A 24033-nucleotide genomic window follows, 5' to 3' on the forward strand; every position below is an offset into this window, starting at 1 on the left:
TGCGTTGATCCACGTCGTGCGAGGGTCCAGCGGGTTGTGGGGGCATGGTGACGAGCCGTTGCCGCGGGTGGATGTCCGGGCCTTCAGAGGCGCCTGCTACGAGGCGGCCCGGTCGATCGGGGCCACGGTCGATGACGTGGCCTCGGACGGTGTCACGTCGAGTTTCCATACGGCCCTGATCACCGCCGCAGGGGTGCGGTTTGCCGTTCTGTGCCACGAGGTCCTCCCGGTCGTCGCCTTCGCGGCGAGCCCTCCGCAGGCTGGTGCTCCGCCGGTGGACTTCGTTTCCCCACCGGCGTGGGCGGCGGCCTTCGAGCGGGTCGGCTTCCGGCTGCTGGACGTCGGGGAACTGAGTACGCCGTTGGGCTCGGCCGACATCGGAGAGCTTGCCGAAGCGGAGCTGAAACAGGTGCGGTACTGGCGGCCCGGCACGGTTGGCGAGTTGATGTTCAACTGGTGGGACTGAGCAGGGTCGTCGACGTGGACGGCTCGGGTCTGGCGGGTGGTCGTCCTCACAGTTCGAAGGACTGTTCCATTTGTCGGGCGCGGCGGGTTAGGGTCGGGTTCTGCGGATCTTGTACGGAGGTGCACCGGACATGGAGAACAGCGTGCCCGCTCGCCGAGGCCGCCCTCCGGGGCCGCGGACTGCCGAGGGTGAGCTGACGGGACGTCAGGCGGCTATTGTCCGCTGCATCATGGAGGCGGTCGAGCGGCAGGGCTACCCGCCGTCGATGCGGGAGATCGGGGAGGCGGTGAACCTCGCCAGTACCTCCTCGGTCGCCCATCACCTGATGACCCTCGAACGCAAGGGTGTCCTCTACCGGGACCCGCACACCCCCCGCGCCTACCGGGTACGGGGCTCCTGGGCGCCCGACCTGGGCGAGCGGGGCGAGGCGCCCGTCGACGTACCACTCGTCGGCCGGATCGCCGCCGGTGCTCCGCTGCTCGCCGAGGAGATGGTCGAGGACGTCTACTCCCTGCCACGCCAAGTCGTCGGCGACGGCGACCTGTTCGCGCTGACCGTCACCGGCGACAGCATGATCGACGCGGCGATCTGTGACGGCGACATCGTCACCGTCCGGCGCCAGGACAGCGCCGACCACGGTGACATGGTCGCCGCGCTCCTGGACGACGAAGCCACCGTGAAGATGCTGCGCCGGCAGGACGGGGAGGTGTGGCTGATGCCCCGTAACCGTGCCTACCGGCCGATCCGCGGCGACGACGCGCAGATCCTCGGCAAGGTGGTCGGAGTGCTGCGTCTGCTGTGACCCCGTCCTGACGGGAGGCCTGGTCGGGCCGCGTTCCGGTTCCCGACCAGGCGCCGGCCCCGTCTAGAGGTAGGGACGGGTGATCAGCTCGATGGCATGGCCGGCCGGGTCTTTGAAGTACACCCCTCGGCCGCCGTGCCCGTGGTTGATCTCACCGGGGCGTTGCATCTGCGGATCGGCCCAGTGCACGATGCCGCGGTCGCACAGCCGCTGATACGCCCGGTCGAACAGCTCGTCGTCGATCAGGAAGGCGTAGTGCTGCATCTGGATCTCCACCGGCGGCTCGGCGAACTGCAGCAGTACGCCGTCGGGGAGCTGGATGTTGGTGAACGGGCCCCAGGACGGCGCTTCGGCGACCTCCAGCAGCTCGCGGAAGAACCGAGCCGACTCGTCGCGGTCCTTGGAGGCGATGATGGTGTGGTTGAACGTGACTGTCATTCAGCTGACCTCGGTGTTGTTCGACACGAATAACGGACTCGCGGTGCACGAGCGTCGGGAGGTCCGCGTGCCTTACCGAGGGGGTGCCTGGTGCGCACCCGCTGTGCGATCAGTCCACCACCGGGTGGCCAATCCGTGTGTGGCGCAAGGCCGGTCCGGTGTTCACATCGACTGACGCTACTTGATCACACCGGCCGCGACAACAGGTTTGCGATGGGTGCCCGGTCGTCGTGCTTGCCGGAAATCGGGGGTACTCGCGCCCCCATGTCGAAGCGGGCGAAACGTGTGGGCGGTGTGTCGGCGTTCTATGTGCTGCTGGCCTTGATGATCCGGTTCGGGGGCGATGGGGTCGGCTGGGGCCCGGCCCTGCTGGCCGCTCTGGTGGCGACGCCGCTGGGGTTGTGGATGATCTGGCTGCGGCGCCGCCTCATGGAACAGGCATGCGAGTGGGGGAGGCGGAAGGGGCAACCGTGGCCTGAGGAACGGCGCCGCTGAACCGTCCGAGGCGCACAATGCACGCCGTCGTTCGTGCAGGTGCCGATCCGGCGTCTCATCTCCCGCCCACGCCCCTGGACGGCTGCGTCCGCCGCGCACCCGCCGGAGGGGTCGTCGGCCGTTGGCCGGGGCAACTCGCCGGGTTCCGTACGGCCGTCCGGAAGCCGACGCCGCGTACGCACTCGATGCGCAGTGCCTCGCCGAGCTTGCTGCGCAACGCGGCCACGTGGACGTCGAGTGTCTTGGTCGAGCCGAACCAGTTGGTGTCCCAGACGGCCGTCATGATCGCCTCGCGGGTCACGAGCACCTCCGAGCGGTCGGTGAGGAACGTCAGCAGGGCGAACTCCTTGGGCCGCAGCGCGACTTCGGAACCGTCCAGGAAGACGCGCCGGGCCCGCCGGTCGATGGTCATGGGCCCGTACACGTCGACTCCCGGTGGGGCGTCGACGGTGCTCGGAGCGGGCCGTCTGCGCTGGACCGCCCTCATCCGGGCGATGAGTTCACGCATCAGGAAGGGCTTGACCAGGTAGTCGTCCGCGCCGAGTTCGAGGCCGACGACCCTGTCGATCTCGTGGTCGCGCCCGGTGATCATGATGAGCGGGACATCGCCCCGTCTTCGCAGCTCGCGGCAGACGTCCAGCCCGTCGATGTCGGGGAGGCCGAGGTCCAGTAGGACCATGTCCGGTTCGGGGGCGGCGAGCGCGGCCTGTCCGGTCGGGGTCCAGGTGACGCCGTACCCGTAGCGGGTCAGGCTGCGGCGTACTGCGTCGGCGGTGTCCTGGTCGTCTTCGATGAGCAGGATGTGCATGGGGTTGTCCTCAGGGGTGGCGAGGGTCGACGGGAGTGGGCCGGACGAGGCCGGTCTCGTAGGCGAAGACCACGGCCTGGACGCGGTCGCGGGCGCCGATCTTGGTGAGGATGCTGCTGACGTGGGACTTGACGGTGGTGGGGGCGATGCACAGGAGCGCGCCGATCTCGGCGTTGCTCCCGCCGGTGGCGAGAGCGGCGAGGACCTCGCGTTCGCGTGCCGTGAGGGCCGCCTTCCCCCCGTCGCCCACGGGGTCGGGTGGCCGGTGCCGGCGGACGGTGTCGATGAGGGTGTGGGTGAGGCGGGGCGGGAGCACGGCGTGTCCGGCGGCCAGAGCGCGGACCGCCGCGGCCAGTTCGTCGGGGAGGGCGTCGTGGAGGAGGAAGCCGTCGGCGCCCGCCCGCAGCGCGGAGCAGGCCTGGTCGTGATCGTCGGTGGCGGCCAGCAGCAGGACGCGGGGCCGGGGCGGGTCCGTGGGGCGGGCCCGCTCCGGCCGGGTGAGGATGCCGATGCTGTCGGCGAAGGGCTGATGGGCGCTCAACACCACGACGTCCGGCCGTAGTCGGGCCAGCAGGCGGGCCGCCTCCCGGCGCGTGGCCGCCTCGCCCACGACGGTCACGTCGTGCTGGGCATCGAGGAGCAGTCGGTGGCCCGCTCTGCGCAGTGCCTGGTCGTCGACGACGAGAACGGTGATCATGCGGGTGTGCCGGATCGGTCGGGCCGGGCGGGCTCAGCCGCCGAGTGCCTTCAGGACGGCCCCGGCCATGCCGCGCTCTCCGCGTTCGTTGGGGTGCACGGCGGCCACGGGCCCGGCGGGGTCGAGGGGTTCGATCCAGCGGGTGTGCGCCGGGGAGCAGGCGTCGCGGTCGACGGAGGGGGTGTAGGTGTCGACGTAGGTGGCTTCGACGGCCCGTGCCGCTTGCCGCAGCGCGTCGTTGAGCTGCCGCTCGGTCTCGCCGAGGAAGGCCACGTCACCGGCTGCCAAGGGGATGGCGCCGGCGCAGGACGCGGCGTCGGCGGCCGGCGGGAGGATCGCCGGGTAACCGACGACGTACACGTCGGCTTGCGGCGCTCGGCGCTTCACCTCGGCCAGGGCACGGGAGACCCGGTCGCCGGCGGTGCTGATCTTCCGGGCCGTCTCGTCGTCTTCGTAGCGCTGCTCGCAGGGCGCCCCGCCGGAGGTGTCCGTGAGGTCGCCGACGGCGTTGTGGAGGACTCCGGCGGTGACGCAGGTGGTGAGCATGGAGCTGAACCCGATGTCGTTCCCGCCGATGCCGAGCGTGACGAGGCGGGTCGCGGTACCGAGTGCCGAGAGCTGGGCGGGGTTGGTGCCGTCGTCGGTCGACTGCGGTGCGTCCAGGTCGGTGGTCTTGGCGCCGGTGCAGCTCATGTCGCGGAACTCGGCGGCCTCGAGACCGAGTTCCGCCGCCACCAGCGCCGGGTAGTTGCGGTCCGAGCGGTCGCAGCCGGCGGGCCTGCCGGTCTGCTCGGGTATGCCGGGCCCGGAGGTGTAGGAGTCGCCCAGGGCCACGTACGGGCCCTCGGGCGGTGGGGAGCCGTCGCCTTCGCCGCTGCCCGGCATGGTGACGGCGAGGACGACGAGTATGACGCCGAGGGCCAGTGTTCCGGCCATGCCGGAGCGAGCTGACAGTCCCATGGGTGTGTCCTGTCTTCGTGGGGGTGGTCGTTCTGTTGTGGGGACGTGAGCGGTGGGGACTGCCAGGGGGTTGAGCGGGTCAGGCGGGCCGGACCAGGCCGACGTCGTAGGCGAAGATCACCGCCTGCACCCGGTCGCGGGCGCCGATCTTGGTGAGGATGCGGCTGACGTGGGACTTCACGGTGGATTCGGCGAGGTGGAGGTGGGTGGCGATCTCCGTGTTGGTGGCGCCGGTGGCGAGGGCGGTGAGGACCTCGCGTTCGCGGTCGGTGAGCTGTGCGAGCCGGTTCTCCTGGGCGGCGGCGCGGCCGCCCGGGACTCGCTGGGTGTAGGTGTCGATGAGTTTGCGGGTGATGCCGGGGGAGATGACGGAGTCGCCCGCGGCGACGGCGCGGATGCCGACGACGAGTTCGTCGGGGCGGGCGTCCTTGAGGAAGAAGCCGCTGGCCCCGGCGCGCAGCGCCTCGTAGGCGTACTCGTCGAGATCGAAGGTGGTGAGCACGAGGACCCGGCTGCGGCCGCCGGACTCGGCGATGCGGCGGGTGGCCTCGATGCCGTCCATGCCGGGCATGCGGACGTCCATCAGGACGACGTCCGGGCGCAGTTCGGCGGTCAGGCGGACTGCCTCGCTGCCGTTCGTGGCCTCGCCGGCGACGGTCATGTCGGACTGGGCCTCCAGGAGCATGCGGAAACCGAGGCGTTGCAGGGTCTGGTCGTCGACGATCAGCACGGTGGTCATGCGGGGTGCTTCTCCAGGGGGGTGGTGGGGACGAGGCGGGCGCGGACGCTCCAGCCGCCGCGCGGGTTGCGGCCGGAGGTGACCTCGCCCTGGTAGAGGGCGGCGCGCTCCCGCATGCCGACCAGGCCGGTGCCGTTGCCCGGCGCTCTGGTGAGGCGCGGGGGGCCGGTGTCGTGGACGGCGATGCGTACGGCGTCGGGGTCCGCGGTGAGGGTCACGGTGACGGTGGTGTCGAGGGCGGCGTGCTTGAGGGTGTTGGTGAGGGCTTCCTGGACGATGCGGTAGACGGCCAGCTGGAGGCCCTGCGACAGACCGGTCAGGTCGCCCTCGGTGTGCAGGGTGGCGGTGGGGCCGGCCGCCCGGAACCGTTCCAGCAGGGCGTCGAGGTCGGTCAGGTTGGGTTGCGGGGCGAGCGGGGCCTCGCCGTGCGGGGTGTCCTCGGCGCCGATGACGGCCAGCAGCCGGCGCAGCTCGCCCAGGGCGTCGCGGCCGCTCTCGGCGATGATCCCCAGCGTCTTCGTGCCGTGCTGGGGCTTGGTTCTGGACAGGGCCGCGGCGCCGTCGGCGAGGCCGACGATCACGGCGAGGGTGTGGCCGAGGATGTCGTGCATCTCGCGGGAGACGCGGGCGCGTTCCTGCGCGGCGGCGAGGCGGGCCTGCTGGTCGCGTTCGGTCTGGAGGGCCTCGATGTAGGCGCCGGCCAGGCGTCCGGCCAGTCCCAGTCCGGCGAACGCGGCCATGACGGCGATCGCCAGCAGCGTCACCACTTCGGGGCGGGTGGCGTATTCCAGCTGGCCGTCTCTGGAGTAGACCGCGGCCCAGCCGACGAGTTGCGCGACGGTGACGGCGAGGCAGACGGCCAGCAGCCGGGGCGTGCTGTAGCGGCCGACGTTGTAGAGGGCCACGGCTCGTGCGGCCTCGGCACCGTTGAAGGCGTCGATGGACATGGCGAGGAGGGAGAGCGCGGTGGTCGCGGCGAAGACGAGCACGGGACGGCGGTCGCGCCACAGCAGGGGCCCGGTGAAGGCGACCATCAGTGTCAGCTGCACCGGCCACTCGGAACTGTTCGCGGGGTTGAGGAGGGCGGGGACGCCCAGCACGGCGCAGACGGCGGGGACGCCCCAGCGGCGGATCCAGGGGTGCTCCTGGTCGGCCAGCCGCCAGTCGGAGATCCGGCTGATGATCGAGACGATCACCCGTTGGTCCGGGTCGCAGGACAGCGGCTCGGGGATCCGGGGCTGCCTGCCGCTGTCCGTCGACGGCCGGGGTGGTGGGGTCACGGAGTACGTCCTTCGGGGTGCGGGCGGGACCGTCCGCCGGTCCCGGGGGGAAGGGGGACCGGCGGACGGCGCTCAGGGGCGGACGGGTGGTGGTGATCCGCTACGGAGGCGGACGGTACGGTCCGGCTTCGCGCCGGTCAGCCCTGGTGGGTCGGGGCGGCCGGCACCGGCTCGGTGCCTTCCTGGGGGGCCGCCTCCCGTGCCTCCAGGACGTGCCGCAGCTTCTCGCCCTCCACATCCACGTCGGGCATGACCCGGTCCAGCCACTTCGGGATCGCCCAGGCATGCCGGCCGACCAGTGTCATCACGGCCGGCACGATGGTCATGCGGACCACGAACGCGTCGAACAGGACCGCGGCGGCGAGACCCAGGCCGATCGACTTGACCAGAGCGGTGTCGTCGAGAAGGAACCCGGCGAACACGGAGATCATGATGACGGCCGCGGCGGTCACCACCCGGGCGCCGTGCCTGAAACCGGCCACGATCGCCTCGACGGGCTCCGCTCCATGGACGTACTCCTCCCGCATCCGGGTGACCAGGAAGACCTCGTAGTCCATGGCGAGACCGAAGATGACACCGATGAGGAGGATCGGCAGCACGCTGACGATCGGGGCGGTCTGATCGACACCGAAGAGATCCTTCAGCCAGCCCCACTGGAAGACCGCGACCAGGACGCCGAGCGTGGCGATGACGCTGAGCAGGAAGCCGACGGCGGCCTTGAGCGGGACCAGGATGGACCGGAAGACCAGCAGGAGCAGGATCAGGGCCAGGCCCACCACGATGGCCAGGTAGGGGATCATGGCGTCGCCGAGCTTCTGGGACACGTCGATGTTGACCGCGGTGGTGCCGGTGACCATCAGATCGGCGCCGGTGTCCTTCTTCAGCGCGCCGCTCTGGTCGCGGATGGCGTTGACGAGGTCCTTGGTGGCCTCGCTGGTCGGTGAGCTCTTCGGTACGGCGCCGATGAGGGCGACGTCACCGGAGGCGTTGAAGGCGGCGGGCCGTACGGCGGCCAGGCCGTCCAGCTTGGTGATCGCGGCGTACGCGTCGTCCGCGGCGGCCTTCGGGTCGTCGCTGGCACGGGCGTCGACGACCACGGTCAGCGGGCCGTTGAAGCCCGGCCCGAAGCCCTCGCTCAGGGTGTCGTAGGCGGTGCGCTGGGTGGAGCCGGGCGAGGCCATGCTGTCGTCGGGCAGGGACAGCCGGAGCGAGGTGGCCGGCAGCGCGAGGATCCCGAGGCCGAGGACCGAGATCACCAGCATCTTCACGGGGTGGCGGGTGACGAAGCGTCCCCAGCGCAGGCCCATCGCCTCGCGTTCGCCGCGCTCCTCGGCGCGATGCCGCTTGGTGGTGAGCTTGCCCTTCATGATGCGCATCCCGGCGAAGCCGAGCACGGCGGGCAGCAGCGTCAGGGCGATCACGACGGCGACGGCGACCGCGAAGGCGGCGGCCAGGCCCATGCTGGTGAGCATCTTGATGCCGATGACGCTCAGCCCGGCCAGCGCGATGATCACGGTCAGTCCGGCGAACACCACGGCCGAGCCGGCGGTCCCGAGCGCCCGGCCGGCCGCCTCCTCCGGTTCGTGGCCGTCGCGGATCTCGCTGCGATAGCGGCTGACGATGAACAGGGCGTAGTCGATGGCGACGGCCAGGCCCAGCATCAGCGCCAGCGTGGAGGAGGCGGATGCCATGTCCACGAACGAGGTGGCGATGGTGATGCACAGGATGGCCGAGACCACGCCGATGATCGCCGTGATCAGGGGGAGCCCGGCGGCGATCATCGAGCCGAACGTGATCACGAGGACGAGCGCGGCGACGACCAGGCCGATCAGCTCGGCCGCCTTGCTCGCCGCCTTCTCCTGGACGGCGTTGCCGCCCATGCTGACGTGCAGCCCCGCCTTCTCACCCTTGTCCGCCACCGTCTCCAGCGCCTGGGAGGCCGCGTCGGTCAGGTCGGCCTTGGGCACCTTGTAGGTGACCTGGGTGTAGGCGATCGTGCCGTCCTTGCTGACCAGACCGTTGGAGAAGGGCTCGGAGACGCTCGACACCTGCGGTGCGGTCTTCAACTCGTCGACCAGCGCGGTGATTTCGGCCTTGTGGGCCTCGGACGTCAGTTTCTGCCCGGCGGGTGCCTCGAAGACGACGCTGGCGGTGGCGCCGCCGGCGGATGCCTGCGGGAACTCCTTCTCCAGCAGGTCGATGGCCTTCTGGGACTGGGTGCCGGGAAGGGTGAAGTCGTCTGTCGTGGTGCCGGACACACCGGCGGCGCCGATGCCGACGGCCGCCAGCACGACGATCCACGCCATGAGGAAGAGTCGTCGTCGCCGGAAGGCCAGTCGGCCCAGACGATAGAGGAAGGTGGCCACGGAATTACTCCCACCAGGAGAAGAGGCTCAGATAGAGAGGAGGGGAAGGGCCTGTCCGGCCCTGTCCTCAAGCTATGAGCGGATCTCCGCGCCTCCCCGGTACCACGGGACCGAATCCGTGCCCGGACCAGTACCGGGGTACTGGTGCGAAGGTCGCAGGGGTCACGCTCGGTCGGCTGCCGGCCGGACCTGCGAACCGTGTCGTTTGCGGAGCTCCGAGACCACTCCGAATGCCGCCGCGGTCAGGGGTACCGACAGGAGCATGCCGAGGATGCCGGCGACCGAGGCGCCTGCTGTGAGGGCCACCAGGATCACCGCCGGGTGCATCTGCACCGTGCGGCTCTGGATCATCGGCTGGAGGACGTTGCCTTCGATGCCCTGGACGACGAGGAGCAGACCGAGGACCCACAGCGCCTTGGTGACACCGGCGTCCGCGAACGCCACGAGGACCGCGACCGCGCCCGACAGGAGGGCGCCGAGGTAGGGGATGTAGGCGCCGATGAACACCAGTGCGCCGAGCCCGACGGCGTTGGGCACCTGGAGGATCAGCAGGACGACGGTGACGCAGGCGGCGTCGATGAAGGCGATGATCGTGGTGCCGCGCATGAACCCCTCGACCGCCTGGAAGGCACGGCGGGCCATGGCGACGGCGGTGTCCCCGGAACCGCGGGGAGCGAGCGCGTGCAGGGAGGCCACGGCCTTGTCGGAGTCGCGTAGGAAGAAGAACAGCAGAAGGATCGCGAGAAGGCCGGTCGCGATCATCTCGGTGAGCAGGCTGACACCGCTCAGCACCCCGGCGACCGCGGTACCGCCGAACTGCGACATCAGGTCCTTCGCGTTCGTGGCGATCTCGTCCAGTGAGGTCCCCGCCGCCTCGAACCTTCCGTCGAAGGACCCCGCCGCGTCCCGCAGCGAGGAGATGATCTGGTCGCCGGTGTCTATCAGCGCGGTGACCACGATGTAGGCCGCGCCGCCCATGACCAGCACCACGAGGGCACAGGTCAGCCCGGCGGCGACGGACTTGTTGATCCTGAGGGCGATCAGCCGTCGGTAGAGCGGGCCGAGCAGCGCCGCGCCGAGCAGCGCCAGCAGGACCGGTGTCACGACGGCCTGGAACGTCACACAGATCCAGACGATCAGGGAGACGACGCCGCTCAGCAGGAGGACCAGAGCGCTCCCGGCGGCGAGCCGCAGGGCGGGTTCCGGCAGCGGACTCCGGCGCCGCCCGTCGTGCGGAGCGTCGGCGCGGTGCGGTGTCTCAGGCGACGCCGGTTCGTGTCCGCTCGGCTCCTGGACGGTGGTCGTGGCTTCCATGACGTGCTCCTGATCGATGTGCTCGTACGCGAGGCGCGACGGTGACGGGTGTGCACGATACGCATGGAGTGCATGATGCACAATCAAGGCATCATGCACTCTACGTGTAGGATGCATAAACACGTCGTATCGGAGGTCGGGGCGAGGACCGCTCGGCCGGCCCCGGGCCACCGGACCATGAGGGAGGCAGCAGTGGACGCGCAGCTGGCAGGTCGGCAAATCGAACGAGAGCTGCTCATCCTGCTTCGGCACATGAACATGTCCAGGCCGCGAGGGCCCCGCAGACAGACCGTGCTCGACCGCAGCGCCTACGTCCTGCTCACCCGGATCGAGGCGGAGGGCCGCCCGATGTCCATCCCCGACCTCGTCGACGCGTTCGGCCTGGCGCCCTCCACCCTGAACCGCCAGACCGCCGCCCTCCTCAAGAACGGCCTCGTCGAGCGGACCGTCGACCCGAACGGCAGCACCGCCCACAAGTTCCGCATCACCGAGGAGGGCTACAGCCGCCTCAAGACGGAGCAGGACACCACGGCGGACGGACTGGCGGAGGTCCTCCGCGACTGGGCCCCCGAAGACCTGGAGCGCTTCATCGGGGACCTGGAGCGGTTCAACACCGACATCGAGAGGTTGACCGGACGCCCCTGGCCACGTGACGGCCGCAGGACCCGCTGACCGCTGCGACGATCACCGGCCGGACGGGCGCGGAGCTGCCCTGGCCGTCAGTGGTCAGGCCGCGGACCGGGCCCCGCTTCCTTCTCGTGCGCCTGGTCGGCCGCCCGCTCGTGGTCGACGGTCGCCGCCCAGCCGGCGAGGAGTTCGACCGCGTCCTCGGAGGGGGAGCCGGGTTCGGGGGAGTAGGTGACGAGGGTGAGCCCAGCATCGGCGTCGATGGACATGCACTCCCAGGCCAGGGTGATATCGCCGACGACTGGGTGATGGAAGTCCTTCACGCCGTTGCGGTGCAGCCGGACGTCGTGTGCCGCCCAACGCGTACGGAAGAACTCGCTGCGCGTGGACAACTCGCCGACCAGATCGGTCAGCGCCTTGTCGTACGGGTCGCGGCCGGCCGCCCAGCGCAGACCGGCGACGGTGTCGTCGGCGACGCTCGCCCAGTCGCCGAAGAACCGATGGGCCCGAGGGTCGAGAAAGATGAACCGCGCGTTGTTGACGGGCACCGACCGGCCCTCGAGCATCGGCGAGAACAGGGCGAGGCCCAGCCGGTTGGCGGCCAGGGTGTCGAACAGACCGGACCGCACGAACGCGGGGATCGTCAGGGCGTCCAGGACCCGCTGGACGGCAGGGCGCACATGCTGCCGGGTGGCCCGGCGCGGCCGTGTGCCGGCGTTCGCCGCGCGCACCAGGTCGAAGAGGTGGCCGCGTTCGGCCTCGTCGAGCTGGAGGGCGCGGGCGAGGTTGTCCAGAACGCTGTCGGAGACACCACGGGCGTTCCCGCGCTCCAGCCGGGTGTAGTAGTCGACGCTGACCCCCGCCAGGAGGGCGACCTCCTCACGGCGCAGGCCCGGGACACGCCGTGAGTCCCTGCCGAAGAGGGGCAGCCCCGCCTGCTGGGGCGTGATCCGTGCCCGGCGGGAGATCAGGAAGTCGCGGATCTCGGTGCGTCTGTCCATGCCTCGAGGCTAAGGCCCTGGCCACGCGGGTGGGGGGTCCTGTCAGTACCTGGTTCGGCAGGCTCTCCCCCGACGCTCACGCACCCTGTTGCATAGATCGGGCGGCACCGGCCGCAGGAGCGCCGGCAGGCCGAGCCCGTGCCCCCGGTGCGACCGACATCCCGACTCCCCGAACCCAGGAAGCTTTTCGTGCCCACACCCGAGAACCCCACGCAGTCGCCGCCGACCGGATCCGGCTCGACGGCCGCTGCCCCCGTGAGCGGACCGCCGGGAATCAGCCGCGGACTGACGCTGCTGTTCGCCATCGCCGGCGGCGCCGCCGTCGCCAACCTGTACTGGGCGCAGCCGCTGCTGGACTTCATCGCAGGCGACCTCGACACGTCCACGTCCGTGGCCGGATGGCTGGTCACCGCGACCCAGATCGGCTACGCGCTCGGCATCCTGCTCATCGTTCCGCTCGGTGACGTGCTGGACCGCCGACGGCTGGTTCCGCTCATGACGCTGCTCGGTGCCGTGGCCCTGGTGGGATGCGCGCTGGCTCCGTCGATCGGCGTGCTGCTGGTGGCGATCACCGCGCTGGGGGCGACCACGGTCTCCGGCCAGATACTCACCCCGCTCGCGGGTGACCTCGCCGAAGACGCCCGCCGCGGCCAGGTGGTCGGCACCGTGGCCTCCGGGATGCTCATCGGCATCCTGCTCTCGCGCACCCTGAGCGGACTGGTCGCCGACTGGGCGGGGTGGCGCGTGATGTACGCCGCCGCCGCGGTCGCCGCCGTCGTCCTCGCCCTCCTGCTGCGCCGCGCGATCCCGCCGATGGCACCGAAGACCCGGATCGCCTACGGCGCGCTGATCGCCTCGGTCGGCCAAGTCGTGCGCCAGGAGCGGTCGGTGCCCTGGACCCTGGCTCTCGGAGCCGTGGGCTTCGGTTCCTTCACCATGTTCTGGACCGCCCTGACGTTCCTGCTGAGCGCGCCGCCGTTCTCCTACCCGGTGTCCGTCATCGGCCTGTTCGGGCTGGTGGGCCTCAGCGGCGCCGTGGCCGCGCGGCGCGCCGGCCGGCTGTACGACCGCGGCTGGTCCCTGCCGGCCATCGGCGCGGCCTGGGCACTGACCCTCGTCGCCTTCGTCGTCGCCGCCTTCGCCGAGACCTCCGTAGTGCTGCTGGTCGTCGCCATCGTCGTGCTGGACATCGCCGTCATGGGCGCCAACATCCTCTACGTCACACGTCTGTACGCCGCCGTGTCCGCCCAGGCCCGCAGCAGGATCAACACCGCGTACGTGACCGGCAACTTCGTCGGCGGCGCGATCGGCTCGGCCGCGGCGTCGCCGCTGTGGCACGCCGGAGGCTGGACCGCCGTCACCCTCACCGGCGCCGGACTGGCCTGTCTCGCCCTGCTCGTGTGGACGATCGGCCGCCGAGGCCCCCTCGGGCTCGCCCGAGGATGAGCACGCCGAAGGGGCGGGGCTACGACGCCGCTGAACTCGGAGCGGCCGAGCCGGGTTCCGGGAACTTCCTGAGAAGCGGGGCCGGTCCGCCGGCCGCCGTACGGGTGTGACCTGCGGCGAGCCGCCGCCTTCCGCCGAGGGCTCTCAGGAACCTCTCAGAACCTCTCCGGATGCGCGCAGGCGCGGGCGCCAGTGTGTGGACGTCCCCGCGGCACGCGGCGCCGTACCTTCCCCCGGTCCCCGTACGGCGCCGCGTGTCTTCCCGAGAGCGAAGCGGAGTGCCCCTCACATGCCTGCCACTGTCTCCAAGTCCCGGCCCACAGGGGCGGCGCCCCGGCCCCTGCCCGCCGCACCGGACGGCCCGCTCGCACACGCCGTCGAAGGAGCGGCGGCCGCACTGTGCGCGGTGGTCGCCATGGTCGTGGTCTCGGTGCTCGCGCTGTCCCTGCTGGACGCGGGATCGGTCGGATCGCTGGGGTCGCTGACGGCGGCCATGACGGTGCTGGCGGTCGGAGGCTCCCTGACCGCCGGTCCGGATACATCGGGTGCGGCGGAGTCGTCGGGCTCCGGTCTCGCGGGCCTGTTCGGCGGCGGTGGCGGGATGGGCCCGTCGATGAGCGGCTCGGCGGCTGTCACGCCCCTCGGTGTGACGCTCGTCGGCGCCGTCGTCCTGTGGTTCGTGTTCTCCCGGCGGCTGCGGCAGCGTAGGTTCGACGCCGGTGAACTGGCCGCACGGGCGGCCGGAGCGGGGGCGGCGGCACTGTTCGCCCTGGTGATCCTGGCCGCCCTCGCGAAGGGCACGATCACGCTGCCCGCGTCGATGACGAGCCGCGGCGGGGGCGGCGGAGGTCTGGGCGGAGGCGGTCTCGGCGGCGGTGGCGGCGACGCCGGCGGCATGCTGGGCCGTCTCCTCGGCGGTGCCGGCGGTGGCGGGGGTGCCGCGTCCGAGCCCACGATGGCGTTCCACGTGAGCGTGGGCTCGACGGCGCTCGGCGCGCTGCTGTGGGTGGCCGTGGTGCTGGGCGTGGGATGCGTGGTCAGCCGCCGGGTGAAGGTGCCGCTGGGCGGGGTGGTGGACCGGTTGCGGCCCGGCTGGGCGCCGGGTCTCTCGGCGGTCGTACGGACGCTGCTGCTGGTGGTCGCCGTTCCGCTGGTGGTGGTCACGTTCGTCGGTGTGGTGGTCGGTGGCCGGGCCTCGATGGTGGCGGGGGCCGCGCTGCTGCTGGCGCCGAACGCGGTGGCCGTGGTGCTGTCGCTGGGCGTGGGAGCGTCGTGGACGGGGTCCATGGAGGCGGTGCGGAGCGAGGGCGGCAATCCGCTGGCCGGCCTGCTGGGTTCGCTGGGCGGCGGGGAGCGGCCGGTGGAGCCCGACCGCCACGAACAGCTCAGGGAGGTGTCGGTGGCCGGTCGGCCGCTGTGGCTGGTGGCTCTGGTGGTGACCGTCCTGCTCCTGGTGGCCTGCGCGTACGTGGCCGCCCGGCGCGCGGATCCCCGGCACATGCGCCCGCTGCACCCCTACCGCGGCCCCTTCGCCCCGCACCTCGGCCTGGCCGAGCGGTTCGGCATCGGCACCGCCCTGGTCCTGGGTACGGCCGCCGCGCTGGCGGGGATGTCCGGACGGTTCAGCGCCAGCATGTTCGGCAGCGAGATGGGCGGCAAGCAGGCCCAGCTCGACGGCGGCGTGCTGATGACCCTGGTGGGCGGGCTGGTCGCCGGGGCCGTGGCCGGAGCGATCGGGAGCCTTCTTTACCGGGCGACGACACACCGCCCCCGTATCCTCCCGCGCAAGACCCCGCCCGTCGCAGCCACCGGCCAAAACCCCGAGCCGGGAGCCGACGTCGGCCCCATGGAGGTACCCGTTGCCCACCGCTGAGCGGTCCCCGCTGCCGGACCACCGCCCCGAGCACGCCGCCGGGCTCGTCACCGAAGGTGTGAACCTGCTGGTCGTGGACGACGAACCGACCGTGCGGGAACTGCTGTGCGCGGCCCTGCGGCACGCCGGATTCACCGTCACCGCCGCCGCCACCGGCCAGGAGGCGCTCCGGGGCGCGCGGACGGTCTCGCCCGACCTGGTCCTGCTGGACGTCATGCTGCCGGACATGGACGGCTTCGAGGTGATCCGCCGGCTGCGTGAGCGGTACGACCCCGCCGCCGGGCCCCGGACCGGACACATCCCGGTGGTCTTCCTCACCGCCCGGGACACCACCCGGGACAAGATCGACGGACTCCAGCTCGGCGGCGACGACTATGTCACCAAGCCCTTCGACCTCCAGGAACTGATCGCCCGCATCCGCGCCGTGCTGCGCCGCACCAGCGGCGACCCCACGGCGCTGCTGCGCGTGGCCGACCTCGAACTCGACCCCGAGGGCGTCCAGACCACCAGGGCGGGGGAGCCGATACGCCTCTCGCCCACCGAGTTCCGGCTGCTGCGCTACCTGATGGCCAACGCCGGGCGCACGGTCTCCAAGGCCCAGATCCTGGACCGGGTGTGGGACTACGACTTCAGCGGGGACACCGGCATCGTCGACACCTACATCAGCTACCTGCGCCGCAAGCTCGACAACGGCGGCCCCAAGCTGATCCACACCGTCCACGGCGTCGGATACGTACTGCGCGGGCCCCGGACATGACCGTGCGCCGCCTCACCGCCGTATGGACGCGGGCCTCGCTGCGCAGCCGCGTCCTCCTGCTCGCCGTCGCCCTGCTGGCCACCGGCTTCACGGCGTTCAGCCTCCTCACCGGAAGCGCCCTGCGCTCCTACATGGAAGACCGCGTCGACGGCCAACTCCGCGCCGCCGCCCAGGTGTTCGCCCTGCTGCCGCCCACAGCCGCGGAGACCGGCGCCCGCCGGAGCCCACCGCCGGGACTGGCGGACTTCAGCACGGACGTCCTGGGCAACCCCGTCATCACCTACGTCGACGACAACGGCGCCGTCGAGAGCAGCATCGACTCCCTCGCCGGCCCGAACCGGGAGGGGGACGCGGCCGGCCCGGCGCTTCCCGGGCTGACCGCCACCGACGTCGCCGCGCACGGCGGCCGGCCCTTCACCGTCGACAGCGCACAGGGCGACGGACGCTGGCGGGCGATCGCCGTCCCCAGGGCACGAGTCGCCGGTACGGCACTCGTGGGCACCGCCGGGACCGCCTCGACCGGCACCGGTGGCAGCGTGGTCGTGGCCACCTCGCTGTCCGAAGTGGACGGCACGGTCGACAAGATGTGGCGGATCTACGAGGTCGCCGGACTGTGCCTGCTCGGTGTCCTCGCCGTGGCCGGCTGGTTCGCGGTCCGTTCCGGGCTGCGACCGCTGTCCCGTATCGAGCAGACGGCGGCCGAGATCGCGGGCGGTGACCTGTCCCGCCGGGTGCCCCGAGCGGCGGGCACGAACACCGAGATCGGCCGGCTGGCCGCGGCGCTGAACGGCATGCTCGGCCAGATCGAGACCGCGTTCGCCGCCCGCGCCGAGTCCGAGGCCAGGATGAGCCGCTTCGTCGCCGACGCCAGCCATGAACTACGTACCCCGCTGGCCGGCATCAAGGGCCTCACCGACCTCCACCGCATGGGCGCCCTGTCCGGACGGCAGGAGATCGACGACACCATGACCCGTATCGCCCGCGAGTCCGAACGCCTCACCCGGCTCGTCGAGGACATGCTGCTGCTCGCCCGCCTCGACGAACGCACCCCGTCCGACACGGCGTACTCCCGCCACCAGGGGACGGACCCCGGCACCACCGTCCCGGCCGCCCTGGACCTGACCCCCATGGACCTGCGCACGCCCGCCGTCGACGCCCTGCACGATGTACGGGCCCTCGATCCCACCCGCCCTGTCACCGTCACCGGTCCCGGCGGTGCAGGCCTCCCCGGCTCCGCCCCCGCCCTCGCCGACGAGTCCCGGCTGCGCCAGGTCGTCACCAACCTGGTCGGCAACGCCGTCACCCACACACCACCCGGCACACCGATCCGGATCGGCGTCGGCACCTTGGGCGAGTGCGCGGTCCTGGAAGTCGCGGACCAGGGGCCGGGCCTGACCGAGGAACAGAAGGCCCGCATCTTCGAACGCTTCTACCGCGCCGACGGCTCCCGCACCCGCAGCACCGGCGGCGCCGGTCTCGGCCTCGCCATCGTCCAGTCCCTCGTCACCGCGCACGCCGGCCGCGTCGAGGTCGACTCGGCTCCGGGCTGCGGAACCACCTTCCGCGTGCTGCTCCCCAGCCACCCGGACCAGCAGCGGCCGACCCGGTCGGCAACGCCGGTGGCGGTCGACGGATGAGTCCGCGTCGAAGAGCTCCGGGCGTTGACGAGGGGAGGCCTCACCTCAGTTGGTTCGTTCGTCGGCGGTGTGCAGTTGGTACACGTTGAACGCGCGGCGGATGACGGGCTGGGCCACGTTGCGAACCCGAACCCCACCGGCGGTCATGCCGTGCTCGGTGCCCATGTGGGCGTGGCCGTGGACGGCGAGATCGGCGCCCGCGGTGTCGATCGCCTCCGCCAGCAGGTAACTGCCGAGGAAGGGGTAGATCTCCAGGGGTTCACCGGCGAGGGTGTCGGCGACGGGGGAGAAGTGGGTCAGGGCGATCCGGACCGCGCAGGTGTCCTCCCCGAGCGTCTCCAGAGCGCCGCGCAGGCTGTCGGAGCAGCGCCGGGAGTACCGTACGAACTCCTTCATCAGCGGCTCGCCGAACTCCCCGGCGCTGCGTCCCACGAACCCTCCGCCGAACCCCTTGGTCCCGGCGACGCCCACGCGTGTGCCACCGCAGTCCAGGACCGCCGCGTCGCCTTCGAGGACGGTCACCTCGGCGTCCTGGAGGATGTCGGCGACCTTCTCGGGCTGTTCGTCGTGGTGGTCGTGGTTGCCGAGGACCGCCACGACCGGCACGCCGAGTCCCTGGACCTCCCGGGCGACCACGCGGGCCTCCGCCGGCGTGCCGTGGCGGGTGAGGTCGCCGGCGAGCAGGAGCAGGTCGGCGCAGTCGGGGAGCGTGTCGAAGGCGGGCCGCAGCAGTCCCTGACTGTCGGGACCCATGTGGATGTCGCCCACGGCGGCGACGCGGATCACGGCAGCTCCTCGGCCTGGCCGGGAGAGGTGTTCTCGGCGACGACGACATCGGCGTGCACGGCGAGTCCGGCCAGCTCCTGACGCGCGGTCCGCAACAGGGTGTCCCGGCACTGGGCGGAGGGGACCGTGCCGATGATCACGACGGTCTGTGCTCGTAGCTCCACGCGTACGCCCAGTTCACCGAGTTCCTCCGCGGCCAGCCGGTCGCGCAGGTGGGCGATCCGGTACTCGGCGTTCTCCGGGGCGGCGAGGTCTTCGGCGGGATCGTTCATCGCTGCTCCTCCGGCGGCCGGATGACGTCCAGCCTTTCCAGGAAATAGAGGAAGGCCTCGGGCATCGCGGCGCCGACGCAGGTGCCGCGCACCTCGTCCCAGTCGATCTTCTCCCGCAGGGCGCGGGCGATCGGCAGGACCGCGCCGAAGTCGCAGTGGTGCTCGGAGAAGGCCGCCATCAGGCTGCTCATGAGGTCGGTCGGCGACAGGACCGGCATGTGCACCGAATCCACCGACAGCTCCTCGGCTCGCCCCAGCAGCTCCTTCGTCACCGGCTGGTGAGCCAGCTCGAAGATGAGGTCGACCTGCTGTCCGAGACAGGTGGCCTTGAGGAGCCAGTCCTCGGGCGGGCAGTGGACGGCCAGGCCGGCGTCTCGCAGGGCTTCGGCGACGGCTTCGGCGTCCTCGGGCCTGATGCAGAAGTCCACGTCGTGCTGCAGGTTCTGGGCGCCGCCGTGCGCGTACACCGCGACACTGCCGGCGAGGGCGAACGGGTAGCCCGTCTGCTTCAGCAGCGCGCCGGTACGTTTCGCGGCCTCCAGGATCGCCTGGTTGCGGTCGAGCGGGAGCTGTTCTGCGGGCGGGTCGTCGCGGAGGCCGGACTCCGGATCCCCCGCGGGCAAGCGCGGCGCGGCCGCCTCGGCAGGCAGGCCGGTCGTGTCGTCGGCGTACTGCGTCATCGCTGCCCCCTTCATCTCCAGGCAGGGTGTCCCGTCCCGAGCCCGGCGGCCGCCCGCGAGGACCGTGACGATGAACCCCGGGTACCCGGGGCCACCGGCGTCAACACGGGGGTCGTCGGTCGGGAGCGGCCCTGGGCGTCTGTCGTCCTGCCGGATACATCACCCTGGAAACCGATCGGTTTTCTTTTGCTTCTTCTTGGGTTAACCTCGCGGTATGACCACCGAAGTGAAACAAAGCCCCAGGGAGCGGCTGCTGGAAGCGGCGGCCACGCTCACCTACCGCGACGGCGTCGGCATCGGCATCGAGGCGCTGTGCAAGGCGGCGGGAGTGTCGAAGCGCTCCATGTACCAGCTGTTCGAGAGCAAGGACGCGCTGCTCGCGGCGAGCCTGGAGCGCCGCAAGTCCGCCTATGTGGCGGCACTGCTGCCGCCGGTGGACGACGGCCGTTCGTCCCGGGAGCGGATCCTGCACGTCTTCGAGCAGGTCGAAGCGCAGGCGGGCGGGCCCGAGTTCTACGGCTGCCCCTTCCTGTCCGCGCAGGTCGAGCTCAAGGACCAGGGTCACCCCGCGAGCCAGGTCGCCCGCGTGGTCAAGGAGAACCTGACCGGCTTCTTCCGCGCCGAGGCCGAACGGGGCGGGGCGAGCGATCCCTCCCTGCTGGCCCGCCAGCTCGCCCTGGTCTTCGACGGCGGCAGCGCCCGCGCGGGCATCGGAGCGGACCAGCTGACGGGGCTGTTTACGCCGACGGTGACGACCCTGCTCGACGCGGCGGGCGTGCGCTGACGGGTTTGCGGAGGTGCGCTAAGCGTGTGATGTCTCGGCCGTGTCGACCACGTCCGTGCCGTCCCGACGTATCCGCTCGACCCCCCAGGCGCCGAGGGGCTCGAGTGCCTGGTTGAGGGTGTGGCCGTGCTCGGTGAGGGAGTACTCCACCCGCGGCGGCACCTCGGCGTAGACCTTCCGGTGCACGAGGCCGTCCTCCTCCATCTCGCGCAGGTGCTGCGTCAGCATCTTCTCGCTCACTCCCGGCAGGCCGCGCCGGAGTTGGGCGAAGCGGCGCACGCCATGGGCGTCGAGCTCCCAGAGGATCAGTCCCTTCCACTTGCCGCTCACGACGTCCAGCGCGGCGTCGATGCCGCAGATGTAAGGCCCGCATCTCGGCGCCCTGGCCATGGCTGATCCCCTAACTAAAAGGTAAGTACCGCAGTAAATAGTGGGTACTTCCGAGATTAGTGGCGCCCTTCGACCATGGAGGGGTGAACGAACAAGAGAACCGCACCACCCAACAGAACAGCCCTGTCACCGTGATCGGGCTCGGCCCGATGGGTCAGGCGATGACCCGCACCCTTCTCACCGCCGGCCACCCCGTCACCGTCTGGAACCGCACCGCCGGCCGGGCCGCCGGCGTCGTCGCCGAAGGAGCGACGCTCGCGGCGACACCCGCCGAGGCGCTCGAAGCGAGTGACCTCGTGATCCTCAGCCTCACCGACTACCAGGCGATGTACGACATCCTCGACGGCGCCACCGCGTCGCTCGCCGGCCGCACACTGGTCAACCTGAGTTCCGACACTCCCGACCGCACCCGCGAGGCGGAGGCCTGGGCGGCGGGCCACGGTGCCACCTTCCTCACCGGAGGGGTGATGGCACCGGCGCCGATGGTCGGCACGGAGGCGGCCCATGTCTACTACAGCGGCCAGGGCCAGGTGATGGAGAAGCACCGGGCGGCGCTGACACCGATCGGCACACCGAAGTACATGGGTGCCGAACCGGGCCTCGCCCAGATGATGTACCAAGCCCAACTCGCCGTGTTCCTCACCACGTTGTCGGCCCTCATGCACGCCACCGCGATGCTGGGCACCGCAGGACTGAAGGCCCAGGAAGTGCTGCCCGAGTTGCTCTCCTCCGCCGACTCGATCGGCGACATGCTGAGGGCCGGTGAGGAGAATCCCGGGGCCGCGCTGGATGCCGGAGAACACCCCGGCGACCTCAGCACGGTCACCATGATGGGCGCGACGGCCGACCACATCGTCGAGACCAGTACGTCACTCGGGCTCGACCTCGCGCTGCCCCTGGCCGTGCAGGCCCACTACCGGCGCGCGATCGAGGACGGACACGGCGGCGACAACTGGACCCGCATCATCGACGGCATCCGGGGACCGCGCTGACCGACCGCGCAATCGATGAATACGGATCGATGAGCACAGGTGCCGGTGCCGATACGAGGTCGGCACCGGCACGACGATGGCCGCCGTGAGCGGATTACTCGTCGATGACCGCGCCGAAGTGGGCGCCGCGGGCGTTGCCGCCGAGAGCCGCGGCGCCGTACGAGAAGGAGCCGTCGGCGAAGAGTCCGTCGCTGCGCGCGGGGAGCAGCCACACCGCGCCGTTCCCGGCGTTCTCGTCGGGCGCGGCGGCCACCAGGTCGGCCCGGCCGTTGCCGTCCGTGTCCACGAGCCGCACCTGGGCGCCCCACGCGTCGCCGGCCTCCGCGGTGCCGGGGACGGAGGGGGAGTTCTGGTCGAACGACTGGGCGTGGACGGCGGTCAGGCCGGTGTGGGAGCCGCGCAGCAGCCACACGGCGCCCGCGTCGGGGACAGTGCCGATGTCCTCGCCCGGGGCGCCCACGGCCACGTCGGCCTTGCCGTCACCGTCGACGTCGGCGACGGACAGGTCGTTGCCCCACGCGTCACCCTTCTCGGCGGTGCCGGGCACGCCGGGGGAGTTCTGGGACCACCACTGCGGGGCGCTGCCCGGGCCCTGGGTTCCGGCGGGACCGTCCTCGCCGCCGTAGTAGACGCCGATCAGCCCGCCCGGCGCGTCCGCGTCACCCGCCGCCTCGTCCACGGCGCTGAGCTGGCCGACGACCAGGTCGTCGTAGCCGTCGCCGTCGATGTCACCGGAGGCCGTGCCCAGACCGCCGTGCAGGTCCCGCTGGTAGCTCAGCCCCTCCGCCCCGCCCGCGTAGAGGGCGGACCAGCCCATGACGTAGTCGTCGTCGGGGCTGTAACCGGAGACGACGAGGTCGGCGAAGCCGTCGCGGTCGTAGTCGCCGGTGGTGAGGTAGGCGGCCTGGAGGGTGTGACCGGTGGAGTGGGGCGTGCCGACCTGTCGCAGGACGCCCGCGTGGTAGGTGAAGACGTGCAGGCCCGACTTCTGGTCCAGGACCACGAGTTGGTCGCCGTCGATGTCACCGGAGAACCTGGCGGCGGCCACCGACTGGCCGAATCGGGCGCCCTCGGCGGGCTTGTCGGCGGCGACCGTCGCGGTGTACTCGGCACCGAGGCCCTTCTCGGATCCGTACAGGACGGTCACCCGGCCGGCGTCCTCGACGGCGCCCTCGTCCTCACCGGGTGTGCCGATGACCGCGTCGTCGTAGCCGTCGCCGTCCAGGTCACCGGTGGCGACCGCCTGTCCGAAACGGTCTCCGGTCTCGGAGGTGCCGCTCACGCCCGGGGTCGACTGGCTGACGACCTGGACCCGGCCCCTGGGCACGGTGGTGTCGGTGCCGATGCCGTTGGGCGCGCCGTACTGGACGGTGACGTAACCGGCGCCCTCCTTGCCGTTGACGGTGCCCTCCGGAGCGCCGGTGAGGAGGTCGTTGTATCCGTCGCCGTTGAAGTCGCTGTTGCGGTCGGCGGCGGAGGTGCCGCCGGGGACGCCGGCGAAGGCGGACGGCGCGGCCAGGATGCCCGCCCCCGTCAGCAGCAGGAAGGCGGTCGCCGCGACGGCGGCGGAGCCGGCGGTACGGCGGGTGGTGCGCGTGCTGATGCTCATGTCTCGTTCCCCCGTGGGTAGTTGACGTTCCATCAGCCGACTGGTCAGGGCCGGCTGTTCTTGGTTCCGACGCGGGGTTCGACTCGGGTGGTCCGGCACAAGTTGTGGGGCCCAGGCGTGCTGTGACACCCCAGTGACATCCGTTGCGGCACCACGACATGCCACGCCGCCGCGGCCGCCCGCTGCGGTAGTGTGCGGGCGGACACGAGAGAAGAGCTCGCATGGACTCCCGCATTCCGCGGCTGCGACGCAAGCTGGCACACATCCCCTACGTGCCCGACCGAAGCCACTCCTTCGGGGAGGAGCGGCACAGATTCCGTCTCGGCCCCCGCGTGGCCGCGGCTCGGGTCGATGACTTCGAGGCCGAACACGACGTGGAACTCCCCTCTTCCTACCGGGACTTCCTCACCGGCATGGGTGGCAGCGGTGCGTCCCCGTTCTACGGGCTGATCCCGTTGGAGGACTGCACGCTCTTCACGATGAACCCCAAGGAGGCCGGCCGGGACACGAGAGGATTCGACCGGGCCTGGCGCGCCACCCGTCGAGGTGACCTGTTCCTGCACGTCATCGAACCCGGTTGCAGCGATCTCGTCCTGGTAGGTGTGACCGGCCCCCTCACCGGGCGAGTACTCATCGGCAACGCCGACGGCTTCTGGGGCCCGAACGTCTCCTCGGCCATGGACTTCCTGGCCTGGTACGAGCGTTGGCTCGACCACATGACGGCCGGACTGGACGACCGGGCCCTGTCACTCACCTCACCCCGGCTTCAAGCGCATCCCGAGAGGTATCGGCTCGCTCCGAGGATCTGACTCAC

25 protein-coding genes are annotated in these 24033 nt (G+C 71.3%); 11 read left to right on the forward strand and 14 right to left on the reverse strand.

The window, feature by feature from the left end:
* The first annotated feature begins 4 nt into the window (after window positions 1–4).
* Window positions 5–466, forward strand: coding sequence for a hypothetical protein (locus ABKA17_RS22385; protein WP_353693944.1), 462 nt, complete (start codon window positions 5–7; stop codon window positions 464–466).
* 130 nt (window positions 467–596) lie between these two features.
* Entirely contained in the window at window positions 597–1268 is a 672-nt protein-coding gene (gene lexA / locus ABKA17_RS22390; protein WP_353693945.1) for a transcriptional repressor LexA, read from the forward strand.
* 63 nt (window positions 1269–1331) lie between these two features.
* Here lexA and ABKA17_RS22395 read toward each other — a convergent pair whose 3' ends face one another.
* Window positions 1332–1706 carry a VOC family protein gene (locus tag ABKA17_RS22395; protein ID WP_353693946.1) on the reverse strand — a complete coding sequence of 125 codons (375 nt, stop codon included), beginning with the start codon at window positions 1704–1706 and terminating at the stop codon, window positions 1332–1334.
* Window positions 1707–1970: 264 nt separating this feature from the next.
* Between ABKA17_RS22395 and ABKA17_RS22400 the strand changes: the two genes are divergently transcribed.
* Entirely contained in the window at window positions 1971–2201 is a 231-nt protein-coding gene (locus ABKA17_RS22400; protein ID WP_353693947.1) for a hypothetical protein, read from the forward strand.
* A 55-nt stretch (window positions 2202–2256) separates the two neighbouring features.
* On the opposite strand, the gene ABKA17_RS22405 is transcribed toward ABKA17_RS22400, so the two are convergent.
* The 7 genes from ABKA17_RS22405 to ABKA17_RS22435 form a co-directional block, all read right to left on the reverse strand.
* Entirely contained in the window at window positions 2257–3009 is a 753-nt protein-coding gene (locus ABKA17_RS22405) for a response regulator transcription factor (protein WP_353693948.1), read from the reverse strand.
* A 10-nt stretch (window positions 3010–3019) separates the two neighbouring features.
* Window positions 3020–3706, reverse strand: a complete 687-nt coding sequence (locus ABKA17_RS22410; protein WP_353693949.1) for a LuxR C-terminal-related transcriptional regulator — start codon at window positions 3704–3706, stop codon at window positions 3020–3022.
* A 33-nt stretch (window positions 3707–3739) separates the two neighbouring features.
* Window positions 3740–4666, reverse strand: coding sequence for an SGNH/GDSL hydrolase family protein (locus ABKA17_RS22415; protein WP_353693950.1), 927 nt, complete (start codon window positions 4664–4666; stop codon window positions 3740–3742).
* A gap of 79 nt (window positions 4667–4745) precedes the next feature.
* Window positions 4746–5405 carry a response regulator gene (locus ABKA17_RS22420; RefSeq protein WP_353693951.1) on the reverse strand — a complete coding sequence of 220 codons (660 nt, stop codon included), beginning with the start codon at window positions 5403–5405 and terminating at the stop codon, window positions 4746–4748.
* Window positions 5402–6685, reverse strand: a complete 1284-nt coding sequence (locus tag ABKA17_RS22425) for a sensor histidine kinase (RefSeq protein WP_353693952.1) — start codon at window positions 6683–6685, stop codon at window positions 5402–5404. The genes ABKA17_RS22420 and ABKA17_RS22425 overlap by 4 nt, the downstream gene beginning before the upstream one ends.
* Window positions 6686–6822: 137 nt before the next feature.
* Window positions 6823–9051: an MMPL family transporter gene (locus ABKA17_RS22430; protein ID WP_353693953.1), complete on the reverse strand. Its 2229-nt coding sequence runs from the start codon at window positions 9049–9051 to the stop codon at window positions 6823–6825.
* 162 nt (window positions 9052–9213) lie between these two features.
* Entirely contained in the window at window positions 9214–10365 is a 1152-nt protein-coding gene (locus ABKA17_RS22435; protein WP_353693954.1) for an AI-2E family transporter, read from the reverse strand.
* Between the two features lie 252 nt (window positions 10366–10617).
* Here ABKA17_RS22435 and ABKA17_RS22440 point away from each other — a divergent pair, with 252 nt between their 5' ends.
* The gene (locus tag ABKA17_RS22440; protein ID WP_353693955.1) at window positions 10618–11037 is read left to right on the forward strand and encodes a MarR family winged helix-turn-helix transcriptional regulator; all 420 of its coding nucleotides are present in this window, start codon (window positions 10618–10620) and stop codon (window positions 11035–11037) included.
* A gap of 47 nt (window positions 11038–11084) precedes the next feature.
* Here the strand turns inward: ABKA17_RS22440 and ABKA17_RS22445 are convergent, their stop codons facing one another.
* Window positions 11085–11993, reverse strand: a complete 909-nt coding sequence (locus ABKA17_RS22445; protein WP_353693956.1) for a helix-turn-helix transcriptional regulator — start codon at window positions 11991–11993, stop codon at window positions 11085–11087.
* A 189-nt stretch (window positions 11994–12182) separates the two neighbouring features.
* On the opposite strand from ABKA17_RS22445, the gene ABKA17_RS22450 reads away from it, so the two are divergent.
* The 4 genes from ABKA17_RS22450 to ABKA17_RS22465 all read left to right on the forward strand — a co-directional run bounded on the left by ABKA17_RS22450 (window position 12183) and on the right by ABKA17_RS22465 (window position 17706).
* Window positions 12183–13439 (forward strand): MFS transporter, encoded by a 1257-nt coding sequence (locus ABKA17_RS22450; RefSeq protein WP_353693957.1) that lies wholly within the window; start codon window positions 12183–12185, stop codon window positions 13437–13439.
* 289 nt (window positions 13440–13728) lie between these two features.
* On the forward strand, window positions 13729–15312 hold the full coding sequence (locus tag ABKA17_RS22455) for a streptophobe family protein (RefSeq protein ID WP_353693958.1): 1584 nt from the start codon (window positions 13729–13731) through the stop codon (window positions 15310–15312).
* Between the two features lie 10 nt (window positions 15313–15322).
* The gene (locus tag ABKA17_RS22460; protein ID WP_502994353.1) at window positions 15323–16069 is read left to right on the forward strand and encodes a response regulator transcription factor; all 747 of its coding nucleotides are present in this window, start codon (window positions 15323–15325) and stop codon (window positions 16067–16069) included.
* Window positions 16066–17706: a HAMP domain-containing sensor histidine kinase gene (locus ABKA17_RS22465; protein ID WP_353693959.1), complete on the forward strand. Its 1641-nt coding sequence runs from the start codon at window positions 16066–16068 to the stop codon at window positions 17704–17706. Before ABKA17_RS22460 ends, ABKA17_RS22465 begins: the two co-directional genes overlap by 4 nt.
* Window positions 17707–17751: 45 nt before the next feature.
* Here ABKA17_RS22465 and ABKA17_RS22470 read toward each other — a convergent pair whose 3' ends face one another.
* From ABKA17_RS22470 to ABKA17_RS22480, 3 genes are read right to left on the reverse strand one after another with little or no spacing between them, the layout of a single operon-like run.
* Window positions 17752–18492 (reverse strand): metallophosphoesterase family protein, encoded by a 741-nt coding sequence (locus tag ABKA17_RS22470; protein ID WP_353693960.1) that lies wholly within the window; start codon window positions 18490–18492, stop codon window positions 17752–17754.
* Entirely contained in the window at window positions 18489–18764 is a 276-nt protein-coding gene (locus tag ABKA17_RS22475; protein WP_353693961.1) for a BON domain-containing protein, read from the reverse strand. Before ABKA17_RS22475 ends, ABKA17_RS22470 begins: the two co-directional genes overlap by 4 nt.
* Window positions 18761–19444 (reverse strand): nucleotidyltransferase family protein, encoded by a 684-nt coding sequence (locus ABKA17_RS22480; RefSeq protein WP_353693962.1) that lies wholly within the window; start codon window positions 19442–19444, stop codon window positions 18761–18763. Before ABKA17_RS22480 ends, ABKA17_RS22475 begins: the two co-directional genes overlap by 4 nt.
* A 214-nt stretch (window positions 19445–19658) precedes the next feature.
* On the opposite strand from ABKA17_RS22480, the gene ABKA17_RS22485 reads away from it, so the two are divergent.
* The gene (locus tag ABKA17_RS22485) at window positions 19659–20228 is read left to right on the forward strand and encodes a TetR/AcrR family transcriptional regulator (RefSeq protein WP_353693963.1); all 570 of its coding nucleotides are present in this window, start codon (window positions 19659–19661) and stop codon (window positions 20226–20228) included.
* Window positions 20229–20246: 18 nt separating this feature from the next.
* Here the strand turns inward: ABKA17_RS22485 and ABKA17_RS22490 are convergent, their stop codons facing one another.
* Window positions 20247–20618 (reverse strand): winged helix-turn-helix transcriptional regulator, encoded by a 372-nt coding sequence (locus tag ABKA17_RS22490; protein WP_353693964.1) that lies wholly within the window; start codon window positions 20616–20618, stop codon window positions 20247–20249.
* Window positions 20619–20701: 83 nt separating this feature from the next.
* Between ABKA17_RS22490 and ABKA17_RS22495 the strand changes: the two genes are divergently transcribed.
* Window positions 20702–21610: an NAD(P)-dependent oxidoreductase gene (locus tag ABKA17_RS22495; RefSeq protein ID WP_353693965.1), complete on the forward strand. Its 909-nt coding sequence runs from the start codon at window positions 20702–20704 to the stop codon at window positions 21608–21610.
* A 94-nt stretch (window positions 21611–21704) separates the two neighbouring features.
* On the opposite strand, the gene ABKA17_RS22500 is transcribed toward ABKA17_RS22495, so the two are convergent.
* A complete protein-coding gene (locus tag ABKA17_RS22500; RefSeq protein ID WP_353693966.1) occupies window positions 21705–23219 on the reverse strand; it encodes an FG-GAP repeat protein in 1515 nt (504 codons plus the stop codon).
* Between the two features lie 221 nt (window positions 23220–23440).
* Between ABKA17_RS22500 and ABKA17_RS22505 the strand changes: the two genes are divergently transcribed.
* Window positions 23441–24028 (forward strand): SMI1/KNR4 family protein, encoded by a 588-nt coding sequence (locus ABKA17_RS22505; RefSeq protein WP_353693967.1) that lies wholly within the window; start codon window positions 23441–23443, stop codon window positions 24026–24028.
* Window positions 24029–24033 lie beyond the last annotated feature (5 nt).

Source organism: Streptomyces sp. RG80 (assembly GCF_040446465.1).
Classification (GTDB): Bacteria; Actinomycetota; Actinomycetes; order Streptomycetales; family Streptomycetaceae; genus Streptomyces.

What these genes read in the sequence shown, in the direction of transcription:
- lexA (WP_353693945.1), top strand. Translation starts at nt 597, where the DNA reads ATGGAGAACAGCGTGCCCGCTCGCCGAGGCCGCCCTCCGGGGCCGCGG.
- ABKA17_RS22395 (WP_353693946.1), bottom strand. Translation starts at nt 1,706, where the DNA reads ATGACAGTCACGTTCAACCACACCATCATCGCCTCCAAGGACCGCGAC.
- ABKA17_RS22400 (WP_353693947.1), top strand. Translation starts at nt 1,971, where the DNA reads ATGTCGAAGCGGGCGAAACGTGTGGGCGGTGTGTCGGCGTTCTATGTG.
- ABKA17_RS22405 (WP_353693948.1), bottom strand. Translation starts at nt 3,009, where the DNA reads ATGCACATCCTGCTCATCGAAGACGACCAGGACACCGCCGACGCAGTA.
- ABKA17_RS22410 (WP_353693949.1), bottom strand. Translation starts at nt 3,706, where the DNA reads ATGATCACCGTTCTCGTCGTCGACGACCAGGCACTGCGCAGAGCGGGC.
- ABKA17_RS22415 (WP_353693950.1), bottom strand. Translation starts at nt 4,666, where the DNA reads ATGGGACTGTCAGCTCGCTCCGGCATGGCCGGAACACTGGCCCTCGGC.
- ABKA17_RS22420 (WP_353693951.1), bottom strand. Translation starts at nt 5,405, where the DNA reads ATGACCACCGTGCTGATCGTCGACGACCAGACCCTGCAACGCCTCGGT.
- ABKA17_RS22435 (WP_353693954.1), bottom strand. Translation starts at nt 10,365, where the DNA reads ATGGAAGCCACGACCACCGTCCAGGAGCCGAGCGGACACGAACCGGCG.
- ABKA17_RS22440 (WP_353693955.1), top strand. Translation starts at nt 10,618, where the DNA reads ATGAACATGTCCAGGCCGCGAGGGCCCCGCAGACAGACCGTGCTCGAC.
- ABKA17_RS22445 (WP_353693956.1), bottom strand. Translation starts at nt 11,993, where the DNA reads ATGGACAGACGCACCGAGATCCGCGACTTCCTGATCTCCCGCCGGGCA.
- ABKA17_RS22455 (WP_353693958.1), top strand. Translation starts at nt 13,729, where the DNA reads ATGCCTGCCACTGTCTCCAAGTCCCGGCCCACAGGGGCGGCGCCCCGG.
- ABKA17_RS22465 (WP_353693959.1), top strand. Translation starts at nt 16,066, where the DNA reads ATGACCGTGCGCCGCCTCACCGCCGTATGGACGCGGGCCTCGCTGCGC.
- ABKA17_RS22475 (WP_353693961.1), bottom strand. Translation starts at nt 18,764, where the DNA reads ATGAACGATCCCGCCGAAGACCTCGCCGCCCCGGAGAACGCCGAGTAC.
- ABKA17_RS22480 (WP_353693962.1), bottom strand. Translation starts at nt 19,444, where the DNA reads ATGACGCAGTACGCCGACGACACGACCGGCCTGCCTGCCGAGGCGGCC.
- ABKA17_RS22485 (WP_353693963.1), top strand. Translation starts at nt 19,659, where the DNA reads ATGACCACCGAAGTGAAACAAAGCCCCAGGGAGCGGCTGCTGGAAGCG.
- ABKA17_RS22490 (WP_353693964.1), bottom strand. Translation starts at nt 20,618, where the DNA reads ATGGCCAGGGCGCCGAGATGCGGGCCTTACATCTGCGGCATCGACGCC.
- ABKA17_RS22500 (WP_353693966.1), bottom strand. Translation starts at nt 23,219, where the DNA reads ATGAGCATCAGCACGCGCACCACCCGCCGTACCGCCGGCTCCGCCGCC.
- ABKA17_RS22505 (WP_353693967.1), top strand. Translation starts at nt 23,441, where the DNA reads ATGGACTCCCGCATTCCGCGGCTGCGACGCAAGCTGGCACACATCCCC.